18 protein-coding genes are annotated in these 19,881 nt (G+C 42.4%); 13 read left to right on the top strand and 5 right to left on the bottom strand.

Going from position 1 to position 19,881, the window contains the following annotated elements; translation table 11 throughout:
* Positions 1 to 53: 53 nt before the first annotated feature.
* The 9 genes from NF418_RS01820 (at position 54) to NF418_RS01780 (ending at position 9,304) form a co-directional block, all read left to right on the top strand.
* Positions 54 to 1,421, top strand: coding sequence for a M20/M25/M40 family metallo-hydrolase (locus NF418_RS01820; RefSeq protein WP_256778196.1), 1,368 nt, complete (start codon positions 54 to 56; stop codon positions 1,419 to 1,421).
* On the top strand, positions 1,414 to 2,478 hold the full coding sequence (locus NF418_RS01815) for a methionine ABC transporter ATP-binding protein (RefSeq protein ID WP_044774048.1): 1,065 nt from the start codon (positions 1,414 to 1,416) through the stop codon (positions 2,476 to 2,478). The genes NF418_RS01820 and NF418_RS01815 overlap by 8 nt, the downstream gene beginning before the upstream one ends.
* The gene (locus tag NF418_RS01810; protein ID WP_125070304.1) at positions 2,479 to 3,171 is read left to right on the top strand and encodes a methionine ABC transporter permease; all 693 of its coding nucleotides are present in this window, start codon (positions 2,479 to 2,481) and stop codon (positions 3,169 to 3,171) included.
* Between the two features lie 280 nt (positions 3,172 to 3,451).
* Positions 3,452 to 4,213 (top strand): elongation factor Tu, encoded by a 762-nt coding sequence (locus NF418_RS01805; protein ID WP_256778195.1) that lies wholly within the window; start codon positions 3,452 to 3,454, stop codon positions 4,211 to 4,213.
* 192 nt (positions 4,214 to 4,405) lie between these two features.
* Positions 4,406 to 5,323, top strand: a complete 918-nt coding sequence (gene glyQ / locus NF418_RS01800) for a glycine--tRNA ligase subunit alpha (RefSeq protein WP_002939388.1) — start codon at positions 4,406 to 4,408, stop codon at positions 5,321 to 5,323.
* Positions 5,323 to 7,359, top strand: coding sequence for a glycine--tRNA ligase subunit beta (glyS, locus tag NF418_RS01795; RefSeq protein WP_256778194.1), 2,037 nt, complete (start codon positions 5,323 to 5,325; stop codon positions 7,357 to 7,359). Before glyQ ends, glyS begins: the two co-directional genes overlap by 1 nt.
* 9 nt (positions 7,360 to 7,368) lie before the next feature.
* Positions 7,369 to 7,626: a DUF896 family protein gene (locus NF418_RS01790; protein WP_024399391.1), complete on the top strand. Its 258-nt coding sequence runs from the start codon at positions 7,369 to 7,371 to the stop codon at positions 7,624 to 7,626.
* 80 nt (positions 7,627 to 7,706) lie between these two features.
* Positions 7,707 to 8,783: a site-2 protease family protein gene (locus NF418_RS01785; RefSeq protein WP_171999763.1), complete on the top strand. Its 1,077-nt coding sequence runs from the start codon at positions 7,707 to 7,709 to the stop codon at positions 8,781 to 8,783.
* A gap of 77 nt (positions 8,784 to 8,860) precedes the next feature.
* Positions 8,861 to 9,304 (top strand): hypothetical protein, encoded by a 444-nt coding sequence (locus tag NF418_RS01780; RefSeq protein WP_256778193.1) that lies wholly within the window; start codon positions 8,861 to 8,863, stop codon positions 9,302 to 9,304.
* A 358-nt stretch (positions 9,305 to 9,662) separates the two neighbouring features.
* On the opposite strand, the gene NF418_RS01775 is transcribed toward NF418_RS01780, so the two are convergent.
* From NF418_RS01775 to NF418_RS01755, 5 genes are all read right to left on the bottom strand, one after another.
* Positions 9,663 to 10,034, bottom strand: coding sequence for a DUF956 family protein (locus NF418_RS01775; RefSeq protein WP_256778192.1), 372 nt, complete (start codon positions 10,032 to 10,034; stop codon positions 9,663 to 9,665).
* A gap of 63 nt (positions 10,035 to 10,097) precedes the next feature.
* Positions 10,098 to 11,009 carry a PTS system mannose/fructose/sorbose family transporter subunit IID gene (locus NF418_RS01770; RefSeq protein WP_256778191.1) on the bottom strand — a complete coding sequence of 304 codons (912 nt, stop codon included), beginning with the start codon at positions 11,007 to 11,009 and terminating at the stop codon, positions 10,098 to 10,100.
* 18 nt (positions 11,010 to 11,027) lie between these two features.
* On the bottom strand, positions 11,028 to 11,837 hold the full coding sequence (locus tag NF418_RS01765; RefSeq protein ID WP_256778190.1) for a PTS mannose/fructose/sorbose transporter subunit IIC: 810 nt from the start codon (positions 11,835 to 11,837) through the stop codon (positions 11,028 to 11,030).
* Between the two features lie 29 nt (positions 11,838 to 11,866).
* Entirely contained in the window at positions 11,867 to 12,859 is a 993-nt protein-coding gene (locus NF418_RS01760) for a PTS sugar transporter subunit IIB (protein ID WP_105108926.1), read from the bottom strand.
* Between the two features lie 218 nt (positions 12,860 to 13,077).
* The gene (locus tag NF418_RS01755; RefSeq protein ID WP_256778189.1) at positions 13,078 to 13,887 is read right to left on the bottom strand and encodes a Cof-type HAD-IIB family hydrolase; all 810 of its coding nucleotides are present in this window, start codon (positions 13,885 to 13,887) and stop codon (positions 13,078 to 13,080) included.
* 230 nt (positions 13,888 to 14,117) lie between these two features.
* Here NF418_RS01755 and NF418_RS01750 point away from each other — a divergent pair, with 230 nt between their 5' ends.
* The 4 genes from NF418_RS01750 (at position 14,118) to alr (ending at position 19,871) form a co-directional block, all read left to right on the top strand.
* Entirely contained in the window at positions 14,118 to 15,578 is a 1,461-nt protein-coding gene (locus tag NF418_RS01750; protein ID WP_256778188.1) for an NCS2 family permease, read from the top strand.
* 243 nt (positions 15,579 to 15,821) lie between these two features.
* The gene (gene secA, locus NF418_RS01745; RefSeq protein ID WP_256778187.1) at positions 15,822 to 18,347 is read left to right on the top strand and encodes a preprotein translocase subunit SecA; all 2,526 of its coding nucleotides are present in this window, start codon (positions 15,822 to 15,824) and stop codon (positions 18,345 to 18,347) included.
* A gap of 68 nt (positions 18,348 to 18,415) precedes the next feature.
* Positions 18,416 to 18,775 (top strand): holo-ACP synthase, encoded by a 360-nt coding sequence (gene acpS, locus NF418_RS01740; protein WP_256778186.1) that lies wholly within the window; start codon positions 18,416 to 18,418, stop codon positions 18,773 to 18,775.
* Complete coding sequence (gene alr, locus NF418_RS01735; protein ID WP_256778185.1) at positions 18,768 to 19,871, top strand: alanine racemase; 1,104 nt, start codon at positions 18,768 to 18,770, stop codon at positions 19,869 to 19,871. The genes acpS and alr overlap by 8 nt, the downstream gene beginning before the upstream one ends.
* Positions 19,872 to 19,881: the final 10 nt, after the last annotated feature.

Genomic DNA, 19,881 nt, shown 5'->3' with positions numbered 1-19,881 from the left:
TTTGATTTTGGTTAGCAGATTTGATTGATTTTCATTGAGTATGAGGAAGAAGTATGGCAGATAGTAAAATTCAAGCCTTTGAAAATGATGCGATTATTCAGCACTATTTTGAAAAGTTGAAGGTATTGATTTCAAAGAAATCTATTTTTGCTCAACAGATTGGTCTCTTGGATGTGGCGACTTACTTGAAAGAGATGTTTGAAGAAGCTGGGGCGGAGGTTATTCTAGATGACAGTTATGCAGCACCTTTTGTCATGGCTAAGTTTGCAGCGACAGTCCCAAATGCCAAAACTTTGATTTTCTATAACCACTACGATACAGTGCCAGCAGATGCCGATCAGGTCTGGGAGAAGGGGAACCCCTTTGAATTGACCATTTCCGATGGCTATATCTATGGTCGCGGGGTAGATGATGATAAGGGGCATATCACAGCTCGTCTGTCAGCCTTGAAAAAATACCTGGCTAGACAAAACGGTCATTTGCCAGTCAATGTAATCTTTATTATGGAAGGGGCAGAGGAGTCAGCTTCTGTTGACTTGGATAAGTACCTTGCCAAATACAAGGAAGACTTGCTTGGAGCTGACTTGTTGGTTTGGGAACAAGGGCATCGCAATAGCCTGCATCAGCTAGAGATTGCTGGGGGAAACAAGGGAATTGTGACCTTTGATCTTCAGGTCAAATCAGCTGACTTGGATATTCATTCTTCCTTTGGTGGTGTCATTGATTCTGCAAGCTGGTATTTATTATCAGCGCTTCAATCCATGCGGGCTGCAGATGGACGAATTCTAGTAGAGGGCATTTACGAGCAGGTACAAGAGCCAAATGAGCGTGAATTGGCCTTGGTAGAGGAATTTGCACTGGCGACCAATCAGTCTATGAAAGACATTTATGGCTTGACCCTACCAACCTTGGTAGAAGACCGTCGTGAATTTCTGAAGCGTTTGTATTTTGAGCCGTCAATTACTATTGAAGGTTTGTCAACAGGCTATCTTGGTCAAGGTGTCAAGACCATTATTCCAGCTCAGGCTTCTGCAAAAATGGAGGTCCGTCTGGTTCCTGGTTTGGAGCCACACGATGTTTTGGACAAGATTCGCCAGCATTTGGACAAGCATGGATTTGACAAAGTTGAGGTTATCTTCACTTTGGGGGAAATGAGCTACCGAAGTGATATGTCCCATCCTGCCATTGTCAATGTGATTGAATTGGCTAAAAAATTGACGCCAGAAGGAGTTGCTGTTTTGCCGACTTCTCCTGGGACAGGCCCTATGCACACAGTTTTTCATGCTCTAGGTGTACCGATTGCGGGCTTTGGTCTGGGTAATGCTAACAGTCGCGACCATGCAGGTGATGAAAATGTCAGCATCGCTGACTACTATAGCCATGTTGAATTAGTAGAGGAGTTAATAGCAAGTTATGAGTAAGGAAATGATTAAGCTAGATAATATTGATGTAACTTTCCAGCAGAAAAAACGTACGATCGAAGCGGTAAAGGATGTGACCATCCATATCAATCAAGGGGATATTTACGGTATCGTAGGTTATTCTGGAGCTGGTAAATCTACCCTTGTCCGCGTCATCAATTTGTTGCAGGTTCCGTCTGCTGGTAAGATTACCATTGATGAGGATGTAATTTACGAGGGGAACAAGGTTACTTTGACCCCAGCTCAATTGCGGAGCAAACGCCGTGAGATTGGCATGATTTTCCAGCATTTCAATCTGATGGCGCAGATGACGGCAGAAGAAAACGTCGCCTTTGCCCTTAAGCATTCGGGTTTGAGCAAGGAAGAGAAGAAAGAAAAAGTTGCTAAGTTGTTGGACTTGGTTGGGCTCTCTGACCGTGCTGAAAACTATCCAGCTCAGTTGTCTGGTGGTCAAAAACAACGTGTTGCCATTGCCCGTGCCTTGGCCAATGACCCTAAAATCTTGATTTCTGATGAGTCAACTTCTGCCTTGGATCCGAAAACAACTAAGCAGATTTTGGCACTCTTGCAGGAATTGAATGAAAAATTGGGCCTGACCATTGTTATGATTACCCATGAGATGCAGATTGTAAAAGATATTTGTAACCGTGTGGCGGTTATGCAGGATGGTCGCTTGATCGAAGAAGGTTCAGTTTTAGAAATCTTCTCTCATCCAAAGGAAGAATTGACACAGGATTTCATCAAAACAGCAACAGGAATTGATGAGGCCCTGGTGAAAATTTACCAGCAGGATATTGTTCAGAATTTACCTGAGAACAGTATTTTGGTGCAACTCAAGTATGCTGGTTCCAACACGGATACTGCAATTGTCAATGATTTGTATAAATTCTATCAAGTATCTGCCAATATTTTGTATGGCAATATTGAAATTTTGGACCATACACCAGTCGGTGAGATGGTGGTGATCTTATCAGGAGAACCTGGTCAGTTGCACCGTGCGATTGAGGCAGTGACGGAGGCGCGTGTGGAAGTGACGATTTTGAAAGGAGCGAACTAGATGTTAGAATGGATTCAAACGAATTTTCCAGATATTTATAAATTGGGCTGGGATGGTCAGACAGGTTGGTTAACACATTTTAATTTGACCCTCTATATGACCTTTGTTTCCTTTGCTTTCGGTGGATTTATGGGCTTGGTGTCTGGTTTGTTCTTGGTCTTGACGGGTCCACGTGGGATTATTGCCAATAAGACGGTTTATTGGATTTTGGATAAGGTAGCTTCTATCTTCCGTGCCATTCCTTTTATTATCTTGTTGGCAGCTATTGCTCCTTTGACAAAAATTATTGTTGGGAAAACCATTGGTACAGAGGCGGCTTTGGTGCCTCTAGCCCTGTCAGTCTTTCCCTTCTTTGCCCGTCAGGTTGAAGTGGTCTTGTCAGAATTGGACCGTGGTGTCATTGAGGCAGCTCAGGCTTCCGGTGCTACCTTCTGGGATATAGTCCTAGTCTATCTGCGTGAGGGGCTGCCAGACTTGATTCGTGTGACAACTTTTGCTTTGGTTTCATTGGTTGGCTACACTGCCATGGCAGGAGCTATCGGAGCAGGTGGTTTGGGACAGGTTGCACTCTCCTATGGCTACTTGCGCTACAATGATGATGTGACTTTTTTAGCAACTCTTTTGATTTTGGTTATCATCTTTGCCATTCAATTCATTGGTGATTTCTTGACCAGGAAGATTAGTCATAGATAGTTGCCACGATTTTCTAGACAAATACTGTTTTTTCTGCTACAATACTAAGCATGAAAGAAGGTTGTTTCAAAAACCTGTCTAGCGAGCTTGGGAGAGTGAAAGCCAAGCCAGTCTTGAAATAATTGGCGCTTTCCCAGTCGTGATCATATCCGACTCAATTAGAATCATACAAATGAAGTAATAAATTAGGGTGGAACCGCGTTCTCAACGCCCCTATGTCTGTTGACAGGGGAAGAGAATGTGGTTCTTTTTCTGTTTTACCAGAGATGAAAGAGAAGATATGAAGAATTTTTATCTAGTGGATAGCCAAGAACAGCTGTTTAACTATCAGCAATTTGTCTCAAAATACGAGGTAAAATGGCATGACTATATCCATTTTCTAAGGAAGGAATATCAAGTTCGTGATTTGCCCCAAGCCCTTATCTGGGCAAATGAAGAAGCCGCAAGAAAATTACTTGGCCAAAGTCCCGTACCAGCCTACACTAATGATATCCGCATGGTCATGACACCAGACTTAGCAGTTTGGAAAAAGATTTACCAGCATCAACTAGATAGCTACGAGAACAGCCCAGACTTGCAGACATTGAGTGCTCACTACAAAGGTTTGTCGGAAAATCATCTGTTGCAAATTATCGGTCATGAGCTGGCGCATTGGTCAGACCTTTTTCTGGATGACTTTGCGGACTATGATGCAAACATCTGGTTTGAAGAGGGCATGGTCGAGTACATCAGCAGACAGTATTTTTTGACAGAAGAAGAGTTTGCTCAAGAGCGGTTCTGTAATCAGCTCTTGGTTGACCTCTTTCAAGAAAAACACGGCTGGCATTCCTTGGATGCTTTTGGAAAATCCACTTACGAAGGAGATTACGCGAGTATTTTTTACGAGTACTGGCGAAGTTTTCTCACCATTGACCAGTTAGTAGAGAAAGTAGGTTCGGTCCAAGCACTTTTTGAAACCTATCATAAATGGGCGCAGTCAGACCAAAGCATTTCGCTACTCAACTGGTTTGTGCAGGAAGAATTATTAGAAAAAGAAATTTAAAAAGAAACAGGAGTAACTTATGGCAAAAAAACTTACATTTCACTTGGTCAAGGTTTCTAAAATCTGACGCTTTAAGAAGCCAACGGCAATCGCTGTAGCGACTTGCCTAGACCAAGTACTAGTTTCACTCCTTAAAAAATATCGTTTTAAGGAGTGAAACGTCGCACAACTATTTATAGAAAGAGGAAATATATGTCTAAAAAATTAACATTCCAGGAAATTATCCTGACCTTACAACAATTTTGGAATGAGCAGGGGTGCTTGCTCATGCAGGCCTATGATACGGAAAAGGGTGCGGGGACTATGAGCCCTTACACCTTCTTGCGTGCCATCGGTCCTGAGCCTTGGAATGCGGCTTATGTTGAGCCTTCACGTCGTCCAGCAGATGGTCGTTACGGGGAAAATCCAAACCGTCTCTATCAGCACCACCAATTCCAAGTGGTTATGAAACCGTCGCCTTCTAATATCCAAGAACTCTACTTGGAGTCTTTGGAGCGTTTGGGAATCAATCCTTTGGAGCACGATATTCGTTTCGTTGAGGACAACTGGGAAAATCCGTCAACAGGTTCAGCTGGTCTGGGCTGGGAAGTTTGGTTGGACGGTATGGAAATTACGCAGTTTACCTATTTCCAACAGGTCGGTGGCTTGGCGACAGGTCCAGTCACAGCCGAAGTAACTTATGGTTTGGAACGTTTGGCTTCTTATATCCAAGAAGTTGATTCCGTTTACGACATCGAGTGGGCGGACGGCGTTAAATACGGGGAAATTTTCATCCAACCAGAATATGAGCATTCAAAATATTCCTTTGAAGTGTCAGACCAGGATATGCTCCTTGAAAACTTCACTAAGTTTGAAAAAGAAGCCGAGCGGGCTTTGGAAGAAGGCTTGGTCCACCCAGCCTTTGACTATGTGCTCAAATGCTCTCACACCTTTAACCTGTTGGATGCCCGTGGAGCTGTGTCTGTAACCGAGCGTGCAGGCTACATTGCCCGTATCCGTAACCTTGCCCGTGTCGTTGCCAAAACCTTTGTGGCAGAGCGGAAAAAACTCGGTTTCCCACTTTTAGATGAAGCAACACGAGCAGAATTGTTGAAGGAGGACGCAGAATAATGACAAAGAATTTACTTGTAGAACTTGGCTTGGAAGAAATTCCTGCCTACATCGTAACCCCATCCATGCACCAGTTGCGTGACCGCATGGCGACTTTTTTGACAGACAATCGCTTGGCTTTTGATAGTATTGATGTCTTTTCAACACCACGCCGCTTGGCTGTTCGTGTGCGTGGTTTGGCGGACCAGCAGACTGACTTGACCGAAGACTTCAAGGGTCCTGCTAAGAAGATTGCCTTGGATGCAGACGGAAACTTCACTAAAGCTGCAGAAGGCTTTGTCCGTGGCAAAGGCTTGACGACAGCTGACATCGAGTTCCGCGAAATCAAGGGCGAAGAGTATGTATATGTGACCAAGCATGAGGCGGGTCAGCCAGCTAAGGCCGTCTTGGCGGGCATTCCAGAGGTCTTGAAGGCTATGACCTTCCCTGTCAGCATGAACTGGGCGTCCAACAAATTTGCCTACATCCGCCCTGTCCACACCTTGACCGTTCTCTTGGACGATGAAGCATTGGATATGGATTTCTTGGACATTTCATCAGCTCGCATCAGCCGTGGTCATCGTTTCCTTGGAAATGAAACCGAGATTGCAAGTGCAGATTCTTACGAGGCAGACTTGCGTGCACAGTTTGTTATCACTGATCCCGCAGAGCGTCAAAATATGATTGTCGAGCAAATCAAGGCTATCGAGGACAAACACAATGTGACAGTTGAGATTGATGAAGACCTACTCAATGAAGTTCTCAACTTGGTCGAGTACCCAACTGCCTTCATGGGTTCTTTTGACACTAAATATTTGGAAGTGCCAGAGGAAGTTTTGGTAACTTCCATGAAAAACCACCAGCGCTACTTCGTGGTGCGTGATAAGTCTGGCAAGCTTTTGCCAAACTTCATCTCCGTCCGCAATGGGAATGACCAGTACCTTGACAATGTCATCAAAGGGAATGAAAAAGTCTTGGTTGCACGTTTGGAAGACGGCGAGTTCTTCTGGCGTGAAGACCAAAAACTCAAGATTGCCGACTTGGTAGAACGTCTCAAAGTCGTGACCTTCCATGAGAAAATCGGCTCACTTTACGAGCACATGGAACGCACCAAAGTCATCGCAGAAAAACTGTCTGACTTGGCTGGCTTGTCTGTGGATGAGAAAGCAGATGTGGCACTTGCAGCGGACATCTACAAGTTTGACCTCTTGACAGGCATGGTCGGCGAGTTTGATGAACTGCAAGGGATTATGGGGGAGAAGTATGCCCTTCTTGCAGGGGAAAAACCTGCGGTGGCAGCAGCAATCCGTGAGCACTACTTGCCAAACTCTGCAGAAGGCGAATTGCCTGAGAGCAAGGTTGGTGCGGTCTTGGCATTGGCTGATAAATTTGATACCCTCCTATCCTTCTTCTCAGTTGGCTTGATTCCTTCTGGCTCAAACGACCCTTACGCTCTTCGTCGTGCAACACAGGGTATCGTGCGAATCTTGGAAGCATTTGGTTGGGAAATTCCATTGGATCAGTTGATTGCGGAGTTGTACAGCTTGAACTTTGCCAGCTTGACTTATGACAATCAGCCAGCTGTGATGGACTTTATCCGTGCCCGCGTTGAGAAGATGATGGATAAGGCCATTCCGAAAGACATCCGTGAGGCTGTGCTTGCAAGCTCAACCTTTGTGGTCAGACTGCAACTGGCAGCCAGCTCTGCTATTTTCCAAAAATCAAAAGAGGCTGACTACAAGGAAGCCGTGGAAAACTTGTCACGGGTCTTCAACTTGGCTGAAAAGACGGAGGCGATTGCGATTGACGAGGTACTCTTTGAAAATGACCAGGAGAAAGCCCTTGCTGCTGCAGTGGCAGGATTGGAGTTGACGGAAGACATGGCGGGCAACTTGGACAAGCTCTTTGCTCTCAGTCCAGTCATCGCGGCCTTCTTCGACAATACCATGGTTATGGCAGATGACGCAGCGGTCAAAGCCAACCGTTTGGCAGTGCTGAAAACCTTGGCGGATAAGGCAAGTGCTGTGGCGGTCTTCAATCTCTTGAATAGCAAGTAGGAGGCGGACATGGAACAAGCAAAAATTGATCGCATCAATGAACTGGCCCGCAAGAAAAAGGCGGAAGGTTTGACAGAAGCTGAGTTGCAGGAACAAGCAGCTCTTCGTGAGGAGTACATCGAGGGCTACCGCCGTAGTGTGCGTGCCCACATCGAAGGTATCAAGGTTGTCGATGAAGACGGCAATGATGTGACACCTGAGAAACTCCGTCAAGTCCAACGTGAAAAAGGCTTGCACGGACGTAGCTTGGACGACCCAAATTCCTAAGAATAAGATTGCTAAAAAAAACAAGTAAAGACTAGGTTTTCTAGTCTTTTTTTGATATACTATTCAAAAGGAGGTTTGCTATGAGGAAAGTATGGAATTGGTTTGTGATTGGGCTTTCTATCCTATTAAGTTTTGTTGGAGCATGTTATTGTTTCATTGGTATGGAGGAACTGCTTCCTATTCAGTCGGATGAGGGCATCTTTTTGATTGTTGGTCTAGGTTATACCTGGTTTATGGGAACACTCTATCTGACCCTCATTCTTCATGAATTGGGACATGCCTTCTTTGGTTGGCTGACAGGTTTTGACTTGGTGGCACTTGGCTTGGGCAATCGTATATTGGTTAGGACTGACCAGGGCTGGAAATGGAAGAAAACAGTGATTGTGCAAGGAGCAGCGGCTCAGTATATCGGAGTCAAAAAAGATGAGAATGACCCTCGGGCAATTTTGATGTTTGCAGGTGGCCTGATTGTTCATCTTGTTCTAATCTTTCTTTTTGCTTTGATGGGAGTTTTGACGGGGAAGTGGGGGCTACCACTATCGCAAATTCTTCTCAATCTATCTTTATTCATTCTCAATGCCAACCCCTCTGGTTTCTTGGATGGTGCTAAGATACAAGAGTTGCGTGCTCATCCAGAATATAGTCTGCTGACCTATCGAGCTCTTCGACAAACAGCTCAAGTTATGGTGGATTCAACTGCAGCTAACTTGAGTGACTTTGTTTTGGATCTCCCAATCTTGCCAGGGCATTTGCCCCAAACGCATTACCTCAACTGGACTGAAGTCATGATTTTTAAGGGAGAGTATCGACAAGCCCAAGAGCGCTTGGAACAATTGATCGCCACATCCGATAATGATTACATCATCAAAGCAAGCAAGTTTATTTTGTTGGAAGTCTATATCTTGCAGGGGTTGGAAGATGAAGCTAGGGAGTTGGGTCAGGACAAACAGGTCAAGGCTCTGCTCAAGTACCCTATGGGAAATTACCAAGTCATAGCAGCCCTCTACCATCAGCGAATTACTAAAGACAGCAAAGCCTTGAAAAAATCTCTGGCTTTGGCGAAAAAAATGTTGCCAAACAGTCCACTCTTGGTTGATGAGCAGATTTATTATAGCAAGCTCTTGGCAGAAGTTGAGTTAGAAAGTCAATTGCCATAGTAGATTATTCTGACTAGTATTTGCGATATAATTTATGTTAAAATAGGTACGGAAAAAAATAGATAGGAAGGTTGGTCATGAAAAAACTGATGTCCACCTTGTTGGTACTTGCCTATGTTGCAATTGCTTATTTTTCGGTCTATGTACTTCCACACTATTATTTTGGTGCAATTATAGGAGCGGCAGGAGCAAGTCTTGGTACTAGTTTCAAACAGTTCAAGGAAGTGAAAGCTTTTCCTGATAAAGCCTTGTCGGCTTATTTTAAGAGGGATAAGAAAAAGGTAAGTAGTTTATTATTGGTCCTACTGGGAATATTCCTTTTTGTTAGCCTTGTGTTGGAATTTAATTGGCAATATGGCTTAGCTTTTGTAGTGGCGATCAGCTATGCTATGCTTTGGAATGTCCTTCATATCCAATTCTTACGAAAATATTATTTTAAGGCTATTCATCAACTCACTACAGTTGACAAAGAGCCCTTATTAGCTAGTATTCCTATATCTATTATACTACTTTGCATATGAAAAAGCCGTTAGAAATTAAATTCTAACGGCTTTGCCTTCAATCTGAATCGACGCATTGCATCGAGTTTTTAGAGTTATTTGGATAATTAAGTTTTTATTCATTTAATTATAGTATAGCAAACGAAATTAGAGCCAGAACATATGCAAGTATTTAAAATTTGAGATTTTTAAGCAAATTTTGGAGTGTGTTCACCGACACTTTTGTTTAAAGTTGTCCGTTTCTTAATCAAAAATAACATAATAAAACAGTCTCCAAACCTGAGAACTATGAAAAGAACACTCCTTGGTTTGCTAGATTCCAGTATTTTTTTCAAATTAAGATACTTAGAATAGAGTCTACATTATGTGTCTTTTTGTATTATTTTCTTTTAAAAAGGCTTTTTAGTTTTCTGAGAATTATTTGAATAAGGGTTGGTAGTTTGATCACACGGTCATTACCAATGTGCTGACGGGCAGCTTTTAAAATTTTCCCCGAGTCAGATGAGGCAAAGAGGAAACGGCTTTTTTCTGTATAGATTTCAAAATGCCGACTAACTTTTTTTTGGTGTACATTGGCTCCGATGGATTGAATGGAATCCCAGGGAATCTGGATATAGCGCTCGACGTTGCTGTCGGGATAAAATTCGATTGCTTTATCTCCGACTAAGAATTTTCCAACTTTACCACCAAAGCCCATGTAGGAAACACCGGTTGCTTGAACTTCTACTCGTGAATTTAAGGATTGTGCCATAGTTTTTTCTCTCTTTTCTAGGCTTTATTATACCATAAAACCCCGCGGGTGCGGGGTTATTGATTACATAATACCGAAGAAACGAGCGATGATACCGACGATGAAGAGACCGATAATCATTGTGATTGGTGTTACTTTCTTCTTAAGTAAGTGCATGCAGAGGAAAGTAAGGAGAAGTCCCATCAAACCAGGAATCAAGCTGTTCAACTGGCCTTGCAAGCTTTGTGCCTGAGTTGGGTAAAGGCTAAGTCCGCTGAGAGCATCACCCAAGATGCCTTGAAGCTCAGTACCTGTTACAGTGCCTTCAGGGAAGACGATGTAAGCACCTTCTGACAATTGTTTTGCAGGAAGATCAACGGTGAAGTTGATAGATACCCAACGTTGAACAAGAACGGCAAGGATGAACATACCAAGGATAGATGCACCTTTAGTAATGTCTTGAAGGATACCACCTGACATGTCTTTGGTAATTTCGCTACCAGCTTTGTAACCAAATTCTTGTGTGTACCATAGGAAAGCCATGCGGATTGCATTCCAACCAAAGAAGAAGATGATTGGACCCATGATGTTACCAGTGAGTGCAAGTGATGCGCCGAGGGCGCCGAGGATTGGGCGAACAGTAAACCAGAAGACTGGGTCACCGATACCAGCAAGAGGTCCCATCATACCGATTTTCACCCCTTGGATAGCTGTGTCATCGATAGCAGCACCGTTTGCGCGCTCTTCTTCAAGAGCAAGTGTTACACCTAGGATTGGTGAAGCAACGTATGGGTGAGTGTTGAAGAATTCCAAGTGGCGCTCAAGAGCAGCTGCTTGATCTTCTTTTTTTGTGTAGAGTTTTTTGATAGCTGGGATCATTGCATATGCCCAACCTAAGTTTTGCATACGCTCATAGTTCCAAGAACCTTGAAGGAAGGTTGAACGCCACCAAACTTTTTTACGATCATTTACGGAAAGTTGAATTTTTTCTGACATGGTTGAATCTCCCTTCTCTTAGTAGTCTTCAAGGATGTCGCCGATTGGGTCATTTGAACCAGCGTTACCACCATTACCTGAACCACCTTGTTTAGACAAGTTGAGGTAGATAAGAGCAATCGCTACACCAATAACACCAAGTGCGATAAGTGTTAATTCGCTGAGAGCAGCAAAGGCAAAACCGAGGGCAAAGAATGGCCATACTTCACGAGTTGCCATCATGTTGATAACCATAGCGTAACCTACGGCAACAACCATACCACCACCTACGGCCATACCACCTGATAACCAAGCTGGCATAGACTCAAGAACTGCTTGAACTGCCTCAGCTGGAATTGCTAGAAGAAGAGCTGCAGGAACTGCGATACGCAAACCTTGAAGGAGGAGTGCAAACAAGTGGTAACGTTCTACAGCAGCGAAGTTTGCATCTTTAGCAGCATTGTCAGCACCGTGAACCAAACCAACTGAGATAGTACGAACGATCATTGTAAGGAAAAGACCAGCTACGGCAAGAGGGATAGCTGTTGTTGTTGCAACGGCAATACCTTCAGTTGAGAAGTCGCCACCTTTGATCATGATGATTGCAGCAGCTACAGAAGCAAGAGCAGCGTCAGGAGCAACAGCTGCACCAATGTTTGCCCAACCAAGAGCGATCATTTGTAGGGAACCACCGAGCATAACGCCTGCAGCCAAGTTACCAGTTACAAGGCCGATAAGGGTACAAGCTACCAATGGTTGATGGAATTGAAATTCGTCAAGGATACCTTCAAGACCTGCGAAGAAGGCAACGATGACAACAAGAATTGCGGAAATAAGTGTAATATCCATGTTGAAATCCTTTCTTAAATCAGATTGTATTATTGAACGTTTGCCTTGTTGATTAACTCAAACAAGTCTTTCTTTGAATCGTTTGGAACTTTACGCACATCAAATTCAACGCCCAAGTCACGCAATTTTTCAAAGGTTGCAACGTCATCTTTGTCCATTGACAATACGTTGTTAACCATTGTTTTACCAGTTGAGTGAGCCATAGAACCGACGTTCAATTCTTTGATTTCTACGCCACCTTCGATTGCTTCAAGAGCTTCCTGTGGTGTTTCGAAGAGAATCAAGGCATGTGTGTTACCAAAGCGAGGGTCTTTAGAAACCTCAATCAATTTCTTGATTGGGACAACGTTCGCTTTCACGTTACCAGGTGCAGCTTGTTTGATAAGTTGTTTGCGCAATTCATCTTTAGCAACTGTATCTGAAGCAACGATGATACGATCTGCCTTAGAAGCAGGAGTCCAACCAGTCGCAACTTGACCATGCAAGAGACGAGTGTCGATACGAGCCAAGTTGATTTTCAGCTTGCCATCTCCGATAACAGTCCCTGGAGGGATTGCACCTTGTGGAGCAGTTGGTGCTGCTTCAGTTACTGGAGCAGCTTCTGCGGGTTGAAGTTCTTCTGGAAGAACCTTCACACCATCCTTGGCTTCTTTGATAATGTTTGCCGCAACTTCTTCCACGCCTGCTTCAGCGTTAATCATACGCTCTGTATAGGCTTGGATCAACATTGGCAAGTTGAGGCCTGTGATGATGGCAAACTTACGATTTGGGTTTTCACCAGCTACGCGGCTTGCTTGGTTAAATGGTGACCCACTCCAAAGGTCAGCTAACACCAAAACTTCATCATCGGCATCGAATGCGTCAACAGCAGCATTGAGCTTAGCGTATAAATCATCTGGTCCTTCACTTGGCATGAAAGTAACAACCTGTACTTTATCCTGTTCGCCAAAGATCATTGAACCTGACTGATGAATACCAGCAGCAAATTCGCCATGACTTGCAATAATGATTCCAATACTCATTATTGTTCCCCCTAAATTTTTTCTAGTTCTTTGAAATGCAAAGCAATGAATGGGCTTACATTTTTTGAACTTGTCTATTATAAAACGTTTTCAATGTTTTTGTCAAGCAAATTTGTATATAAAAAACAAAAATTTCCGAAATTTTCATGTATAAATTTCGGAAATATGATAAATAATATGTAAAACATATGAAAAAATGATAGGAAAGGTGTCTTAGTTTATAAGAAGAGTTTTTCCAATTCCTTTGCAACTCCATCTTCAAAGTTTGCAAATTCTGTTAAACGATTTGCGTGTGGACGTAGGGTTTCGCTACAATTTTTCATAGCATAGGCAGTGCCAGCAAGTTCTAACATTTCGACATCATTATGCTCGTCACCAAAGGCAATTAAGTCATTGGGACTTGCTTGATACAGGTCTAGTACATAGGTTAGTGCAGTTGCCTTATTTACTCCCTTTGCACAGGTTTCTAGAATATTTAGTGGCCCACCCCAAGTATTGATTTCTAATTCATCATTAAAGTAGGCTTTCATTTCTTTGGCAAGTTCATACTTATCAGCAGCATGCGTTTGCATAAGGATAGAGTGTGGATCGCTAGTAATCAATTCTGGTTTTATAAGTGTCTCAGGTGTGATCTGCTCAACTCCCATTAAAGAAGGGTCAATTTTATCAAGATTATTTTGCGTGATAAAAAATTTATTTTTGTATTCACCTGCAATAAAATCGGCCTCGAAATGATCTTCCTCCTTGAGAAATTCAAGCAAATATTTCTTGTCGATAAGGATGTTTTTCTCCCATTGCCATTTTTTTCCTGGAAGATGAATCAAGGAACCATTAAAATTGATCATGGGAGTATCTAATTCTAATTGATGGTAAAATTTTTCAGCCATTCTATAAGGGCGACCAGTTGCGATGAGAACGGTATGACCTGCCTGACTTACCTTTTTGATAGTAGAAATAGTGTAATCAGTTAGTTGGCTTTCCTTATTTAAAAGTGTCCCGTCTAAGTCAAGAGCTATTATTTTTTTCATTCTAGTCACATCTTCCTCTCTAAAACTAATAAGTTACAGTATATCAAAATGCTTGAAGAAAAGCAAAAAACAAATTATTTTTAGCAAAACACAGAAAAATAGTTAAAACATTCGTCCAACACGAACGTTATTACTAAAAATAACGCTTTCATACCCAAATTACTTGAAGTATAAAAATGATTTATATATAATAGCTGTATCGTTCGTAAATTAAAGGAGAAAATTGAAAAATGGAATCATTTTTTAAGTTAAAAGAACACGGTACGACCGTTTCGACTGAAATCATGGCGGGTCTTACGACTTTCTTCGCCATGTCCTATATCTTATTTGTTAACCCTAGTGTGTTAAGTGTTGCTGGAATGCCAACACAGGCTGTTTTCTTGGCGACAATTATCGCCAGTGCAGTTTCAACGCTTGTTATGGGGCTCTTTGCCAATGTACCTTATGCTTTGGCACCAGGGATGGGGCTAAACGCCTTCTTTACCTATACAGTTGTTATCGGTCTTGGATTTACTTGGCAGGAAGCCTTGGCCATGGTTTTCCTTTGCGGTTTGTTTAATGTTTTTATCACCGTTACAAAGGTTCGTAAGAGTATTATCAAGGCGATTCCAGTTAGTTTACAACATGCAATCGGTGGTGGTATCGGTGTATTCGTTGCCTACCTTGGTTTCAAGAACTCTAACTTGATTACCTTCTTGACATCTGGTTCTGACATTATTACAGTTAACGGGGTTGCTCCTGCGGATGCGACTGCTGAAACTTTCTCAAATGGGGTCTTTTCAGTTTTTGCTGGTGGTGGTGTTGTACCTAGTATTTCAACCTTTACTGATCCAAGTGTTCTCTTGACAGTGTTCGGTCTACTCTTGACAGCTGTTCTGGTTATTAAAAATGTTCGTGGTGCGATTTTGATTGGTATTATCGCAACAACTTTGGCAGGTATTCCAGCAGGTGTTGTAGACCTTTCAACTATTGACTTTGCAAATAATAACATCGGTACAGCCTTTGCGGAGCTTGGTACAACTTTCTTGGCTGCATTTGGTGGTTTGTCATCTCTATTTGCTGATTCAAGCCGTCTGCCTCTTGTCTTGATGACTATCTTTGCCTTCAGCTTGTCAGATACTTTTGACACACTTGGTACATTTATCGGTACAGGTCGTAAGACTGGTATCTTCTCAGCGGAAGATGAATTGGCACTTGAAAATGGTACTGGATTTAACTCGAAAATGGACAAGGCTCTCTTTGCAGATGCTATCGGTACATCGATCGGTGCCCTCTTTGGTACATCAAATACGACAACCTATGTGGAGTCAGCAGCAGGTATCTCTGCGGGAGGTCGTACTGGTCTGACAGCTGTTACAACAGCGGTTCTCTTCCTTCTTTCAATTCTTATCTTGCCATTTATCGGTATTGTTCCAGCAGCGGCAACCTCTCCGGCCTTGATTATCGTGGGTGTGATGATGGTTTCATCATTCCTGGATGTGGATTGGAGCCAATTCGAAGATGCCCTTCCAGCCTTCTTTGCAGCCTTCTTCATGGCCCTCTGCTTCTCTATCTCTTACGGTATTGCGGCAGCCTTTATCTTCTATTGCTTGGTAAAAGTTTCAACTGGTAAGGCTAAAGAAATTCACCCAATCCTTTGGGGAGCAACTGGTCTCTTTATCCTCAACTTTATCATCCTTGCGTTATTATAGAAATAGTCTATAGAGCCAAAACTGATCTTCTTCCAAGTAGGAGGTCAGTTTTTTTAATATTCCTAAAGAATTGTTATGTATACGGGGCCTTTTGTGTACTTTTCCCACTCAACCAGCAAATGGAACGATAAAAAGATGCGTTCTGGAAGATAAGAATATGATTGATTATGGTTCAAATCTTGAAAATTGACTAAATTTCTGCTACAATATATTATTGACTAAAACTGAAATAGGATGAAATATATGGTAACAAATTTACTTCGTTCTCTCATTGAAAATGAGAAGGGAGAACAAAGAAAGCTTGAGAAAATGGCCGATAAGGTTTTCTCATATGCAGATGAGATGGCAGCCTTATCTGACGAACAACTTCAAGCAAAGACAATTGAATTTAAAAATCGTTATAATAATGGAGAATCTCTAGACGATTTACTATTTGAAGCCTACGCAGTAGTGCGTGAAGCGGCAAAACGTGTCCTTGGCTTGTACCCTTATAAAGTGCAGGTTATGGGAGGTATTGTCTTACACAATGGTGACGTTCCAGAGATGCGTACGGGTGAGGGTAAGACACTGACTGCAACAATGCCCGTTTATCTAAATGCTATATCGGGTGAAGGTGTTCACGTAGTAACGGTTAACGAGTATCTATCAACCCGTGATGCGACGGAGATGGGGGAATTGTATTCATGGTTAGGTTTGTCCGTAGGTATCAACTTAGCAGCCAAATCGCCGTCAGAAAAACGAGAAGCCTATAATTGTGATATTACATACTCTACCAATTCTGAAATTGGTTTTGACTACTTGCGTGATAACATGGTTGTTCGTGCGGAAGATATGGTACAACGCCCGCTCAACTATGCCTTGGTCGATGAGGTAGACTCTATCTTGATTGACGAAGCACGTACACCGCTTATCGTATCGGGGCCACAAGGTTCGGAAACCAACCAGCTCTATTTCCTTGCTGATAAGTTAGTTAAGTCATTGAGTAGTGATGACTACATCATCGATGTGCCATCGAAAACAATCGGTCTATCTGATTCGGGTATTGATAAGGCTGAAAAATTCTTCAAGTTGGATAACCTTTACGATGTTGAAAACGTTGCTATTACCCACTTCTTGGACAATGCCCTTCGTGCCAATTATATCATGACCTATGATGTAGATTATCTTGTAAATGAAGAACAGGAAGTCATGATTATTGATCCATTCACAGGTCGTACTATGGAAGGACGTCGTTATTCAGACGGTCTTCACCAAGCCATTGAAGCCAAAGAAGGTGTGCCAGTACAGAATGAATCTAAGACAAGTGCCTCTATTACTTACCAAAACTTATTCCGTATGTACAAAAAATTATCTGGAATGACTGGTACTGGTAAAACTGAAGAGGAAGAATTCCGCGAAATTTATAATATTCGTATTATTCCAATCCCAACAAACCGCCCGATTCAACGTATTGACCATGAAGATTTGCTTTACCCAAGCTTGGAGTATAAGTTTAATGCGGTGGTTGCGGACGTCAAACGTCGTTATGAAAAAGGTCAACCGGTTCTTGTTGGTACTGTTGCGGTTGAAACTTCTGATTTGATTTCGCAAAAATTGGTTGCTGCAGGCGTGCCACACGAAGTATTGAATGCCAAAAACCACTATCGTGAAGCTCAAATTATCATGAATGCTGGTCAGCGTGGAGCTGTTACCATTGCAACCAACATGGCTGGGCGAGGAACGGATATCAAGTTAGGTCCAGGCGTATTGGATTTGGGTGGTCTGTGTGTTATTGGTACAGAACGCCATGAGAGCCGCCGTATTGATAATCAGCTTCGTGGACGTGCTGGTCGTCAAGGTGACAAAGGAGAATCACAATTTTATCTTTCGCTTGAAGATGACCTCATGAAACGTTTTGGTTCAGAACGAATCAAGGCCTTTATGGAACGCATGAACCTGACAGAGGAAGAGTCTGTGATTAAATCAAAAATGTTGACTCGTCAGGTTGAAGCAGCTCAAAAACGTGTTGAGGGAAATAACTATGATTCTCGTAAACAAGTCCTTCAATATGATGATGTCATGCGTGAGCAACGTGAGATCATTTACCGCCAACGTCATGATGTCATTACAGCAGACCGGGACTTAGCACCTGAGATTAAGTCTATGATTAAACGTACCATTGAACGTCAAGTTGAGGGAGCTTTTCTTAGTGATAAGAATCAAGCAGATGAAGCAATTTTGAAATTTGCTACTGCAACACTGGTAGAAGAAGGAACGATTTCGTTAGAAGATATCGAAGTATTGAGTCAAGAAGAGATCATAGAGGACTTATATCATCGTGCAGTCGGTGTCTATGATTCACAGGTGAAGAAACTTCGTGATGAAGAACGGGTTCGTGAGTTCCAAAAAGTATTGATTCTTCGAGTTGTGGATAATAAGTGGACAGACCATATTGATGCCTTGGATCAATTGCGTAATGCAGTTAGTCTACGTGGTTACGCTCAAAATAATCCAATCGTTGAGTATCAATCAGAAGCTTTTACCATGTTTAATGATATGATTGGAGCCATTGAGTTTGAAGTGACACGATTGATGATGAAAGCCCAAATTCATGACAATATTGAACGTGAACGTACAACTCAAGAAGCACATACAACTGCTGTGAAAAATATCATGCCTGTTCAGCAACAAGCTGCACAAGAACAAGTTTCGTTTGAAGGTGTTGATCGGAATGATCCATGCCCTTGCCAATCTGGTAAGAAATTTAAAAATTGTCACGGCCGTAAATAGGAAATCAAAAGGACTGGGCGGCAAGCCGGTCTTTTTGATGTGGAATGATTATTTTTATAGGAGTATAGATGATAATTGGACATGGCATTGACATACAAGAAATCGAGGCTATTGATCAGGCTAGGAAAAAACATGCAAACTTTCCAGAAAGAGTTCTTACTGAGCGAGAATTTAAGCGATATCAAGAATTAAAAAATCGTAGGCAGTTGGAATACTTGGCTGGACGATGGGCCGCCAAGGAGGCTTTTGTAAAAGCTTTGGGAACTGGAATTGGAAAAATCACATTTCGAGACATAGAGATCCTAAATGATCAGAATGGTGCTCCCTATATGTCCGTGTGCCCTTTTGACGGAACTACCTGGCTCAGTATCAGTCACTCAGGGAATTTTGTTCAAGCAAGTGTTATTTTGGAGGAAAGAGATGATTGAAAGTGAACATCGACCCACACAAATTAAGATTGATTTAGATGCAATAGTAGAAAATTTGGAGAATGTAATGTCGATCTTACCGCCAAGGACAAGTAGTTTTGCGGTAGTAAAAGCTAATGCCTATGGTCATGATGCGATTGCTGTAGCCCAAAAATTATCTTCTAAGGTAGCAGGTTTCTGTGTTTCGAATCTTGATGAGGCACTGGAATTACGCAAAGGAGGTATAGAGGATCCTATCTTAATATTGGGCATTGTACCACCGAGATTTTTACAGATTGCTCATCAGTTAAACATCAGTGTGACGGTTGCTAGTTTAGAATGGTTGGAGCAAGTCGGAGACTTGAAGGAGAACCTATCTGGTCTGACAGTTCATATGAAAATCGATACGGGTATGGGACGGATTGGTTTTTGTAGTGAAGAGGACATTTTGCGAGCTTTGGAAGTGTTAGACGATTTAGAGTTCGAACTAGAAGGTGTTTTTACCCACTTTGCAACAGCAGATGAAAGTGATGTGCGTCAATTCCAAAAGCAATTGGCATCCTTTCAATCTTGCTTAGATATATTGCCGGAACAACCTCGTTGGATTCACGCTAGCAATTCTGCGGCAAGCATTTGGCATGCAGATACAGTGTTCAACATGGTTCGTCTGGGTAATATTCTTTATGGCATGAATCCCAGTGGATCTACCTTAAACTTGCCGTTTACAGTAAAACCTGCCTTATCCTTAGTTTCAGAAATTGTCCATGTTAAGCAGATTCAAGCTGGGACATCAATTGGTTATGGAGCAACTTACGTTAGTTCTGAAGCGGAATGGATTGGAACGGTCCCGATTGGCTATGCGGACGGAATGGTTAGGAGTTTGCAAGGATTTTATGTTTTAGTAGCCGGTCAGCCTTGTGAAATTGTAGGACGTATTTCCATGGATCAAATTACGATTCGCTTGCCACGGTATTATGCCCTTGGTGAAAAAGTTACCTTAATCGGAAAAGATAAAGAAAATAGCATCAGTGTTCAAGATTGGGCAGACCATATTGGTACAATTAACTATGAAGTCGTCTGTCTTCTTACAGATCGTTTACCTAGAATTATTGAGTAAAAAAAAATCC

The sequence above is a fragment of the Streptococcus suis genome, assembly GCF_024509555.1.
GTDB lineage: Bacteria > Bacillota > Bacilli > Lactobacillales > Streptococcaceae > Streptococcus > Streptococcus suis_AD.
This window is presented reverse-complemented; position numbering and strand designations above follow the sequence as displayed.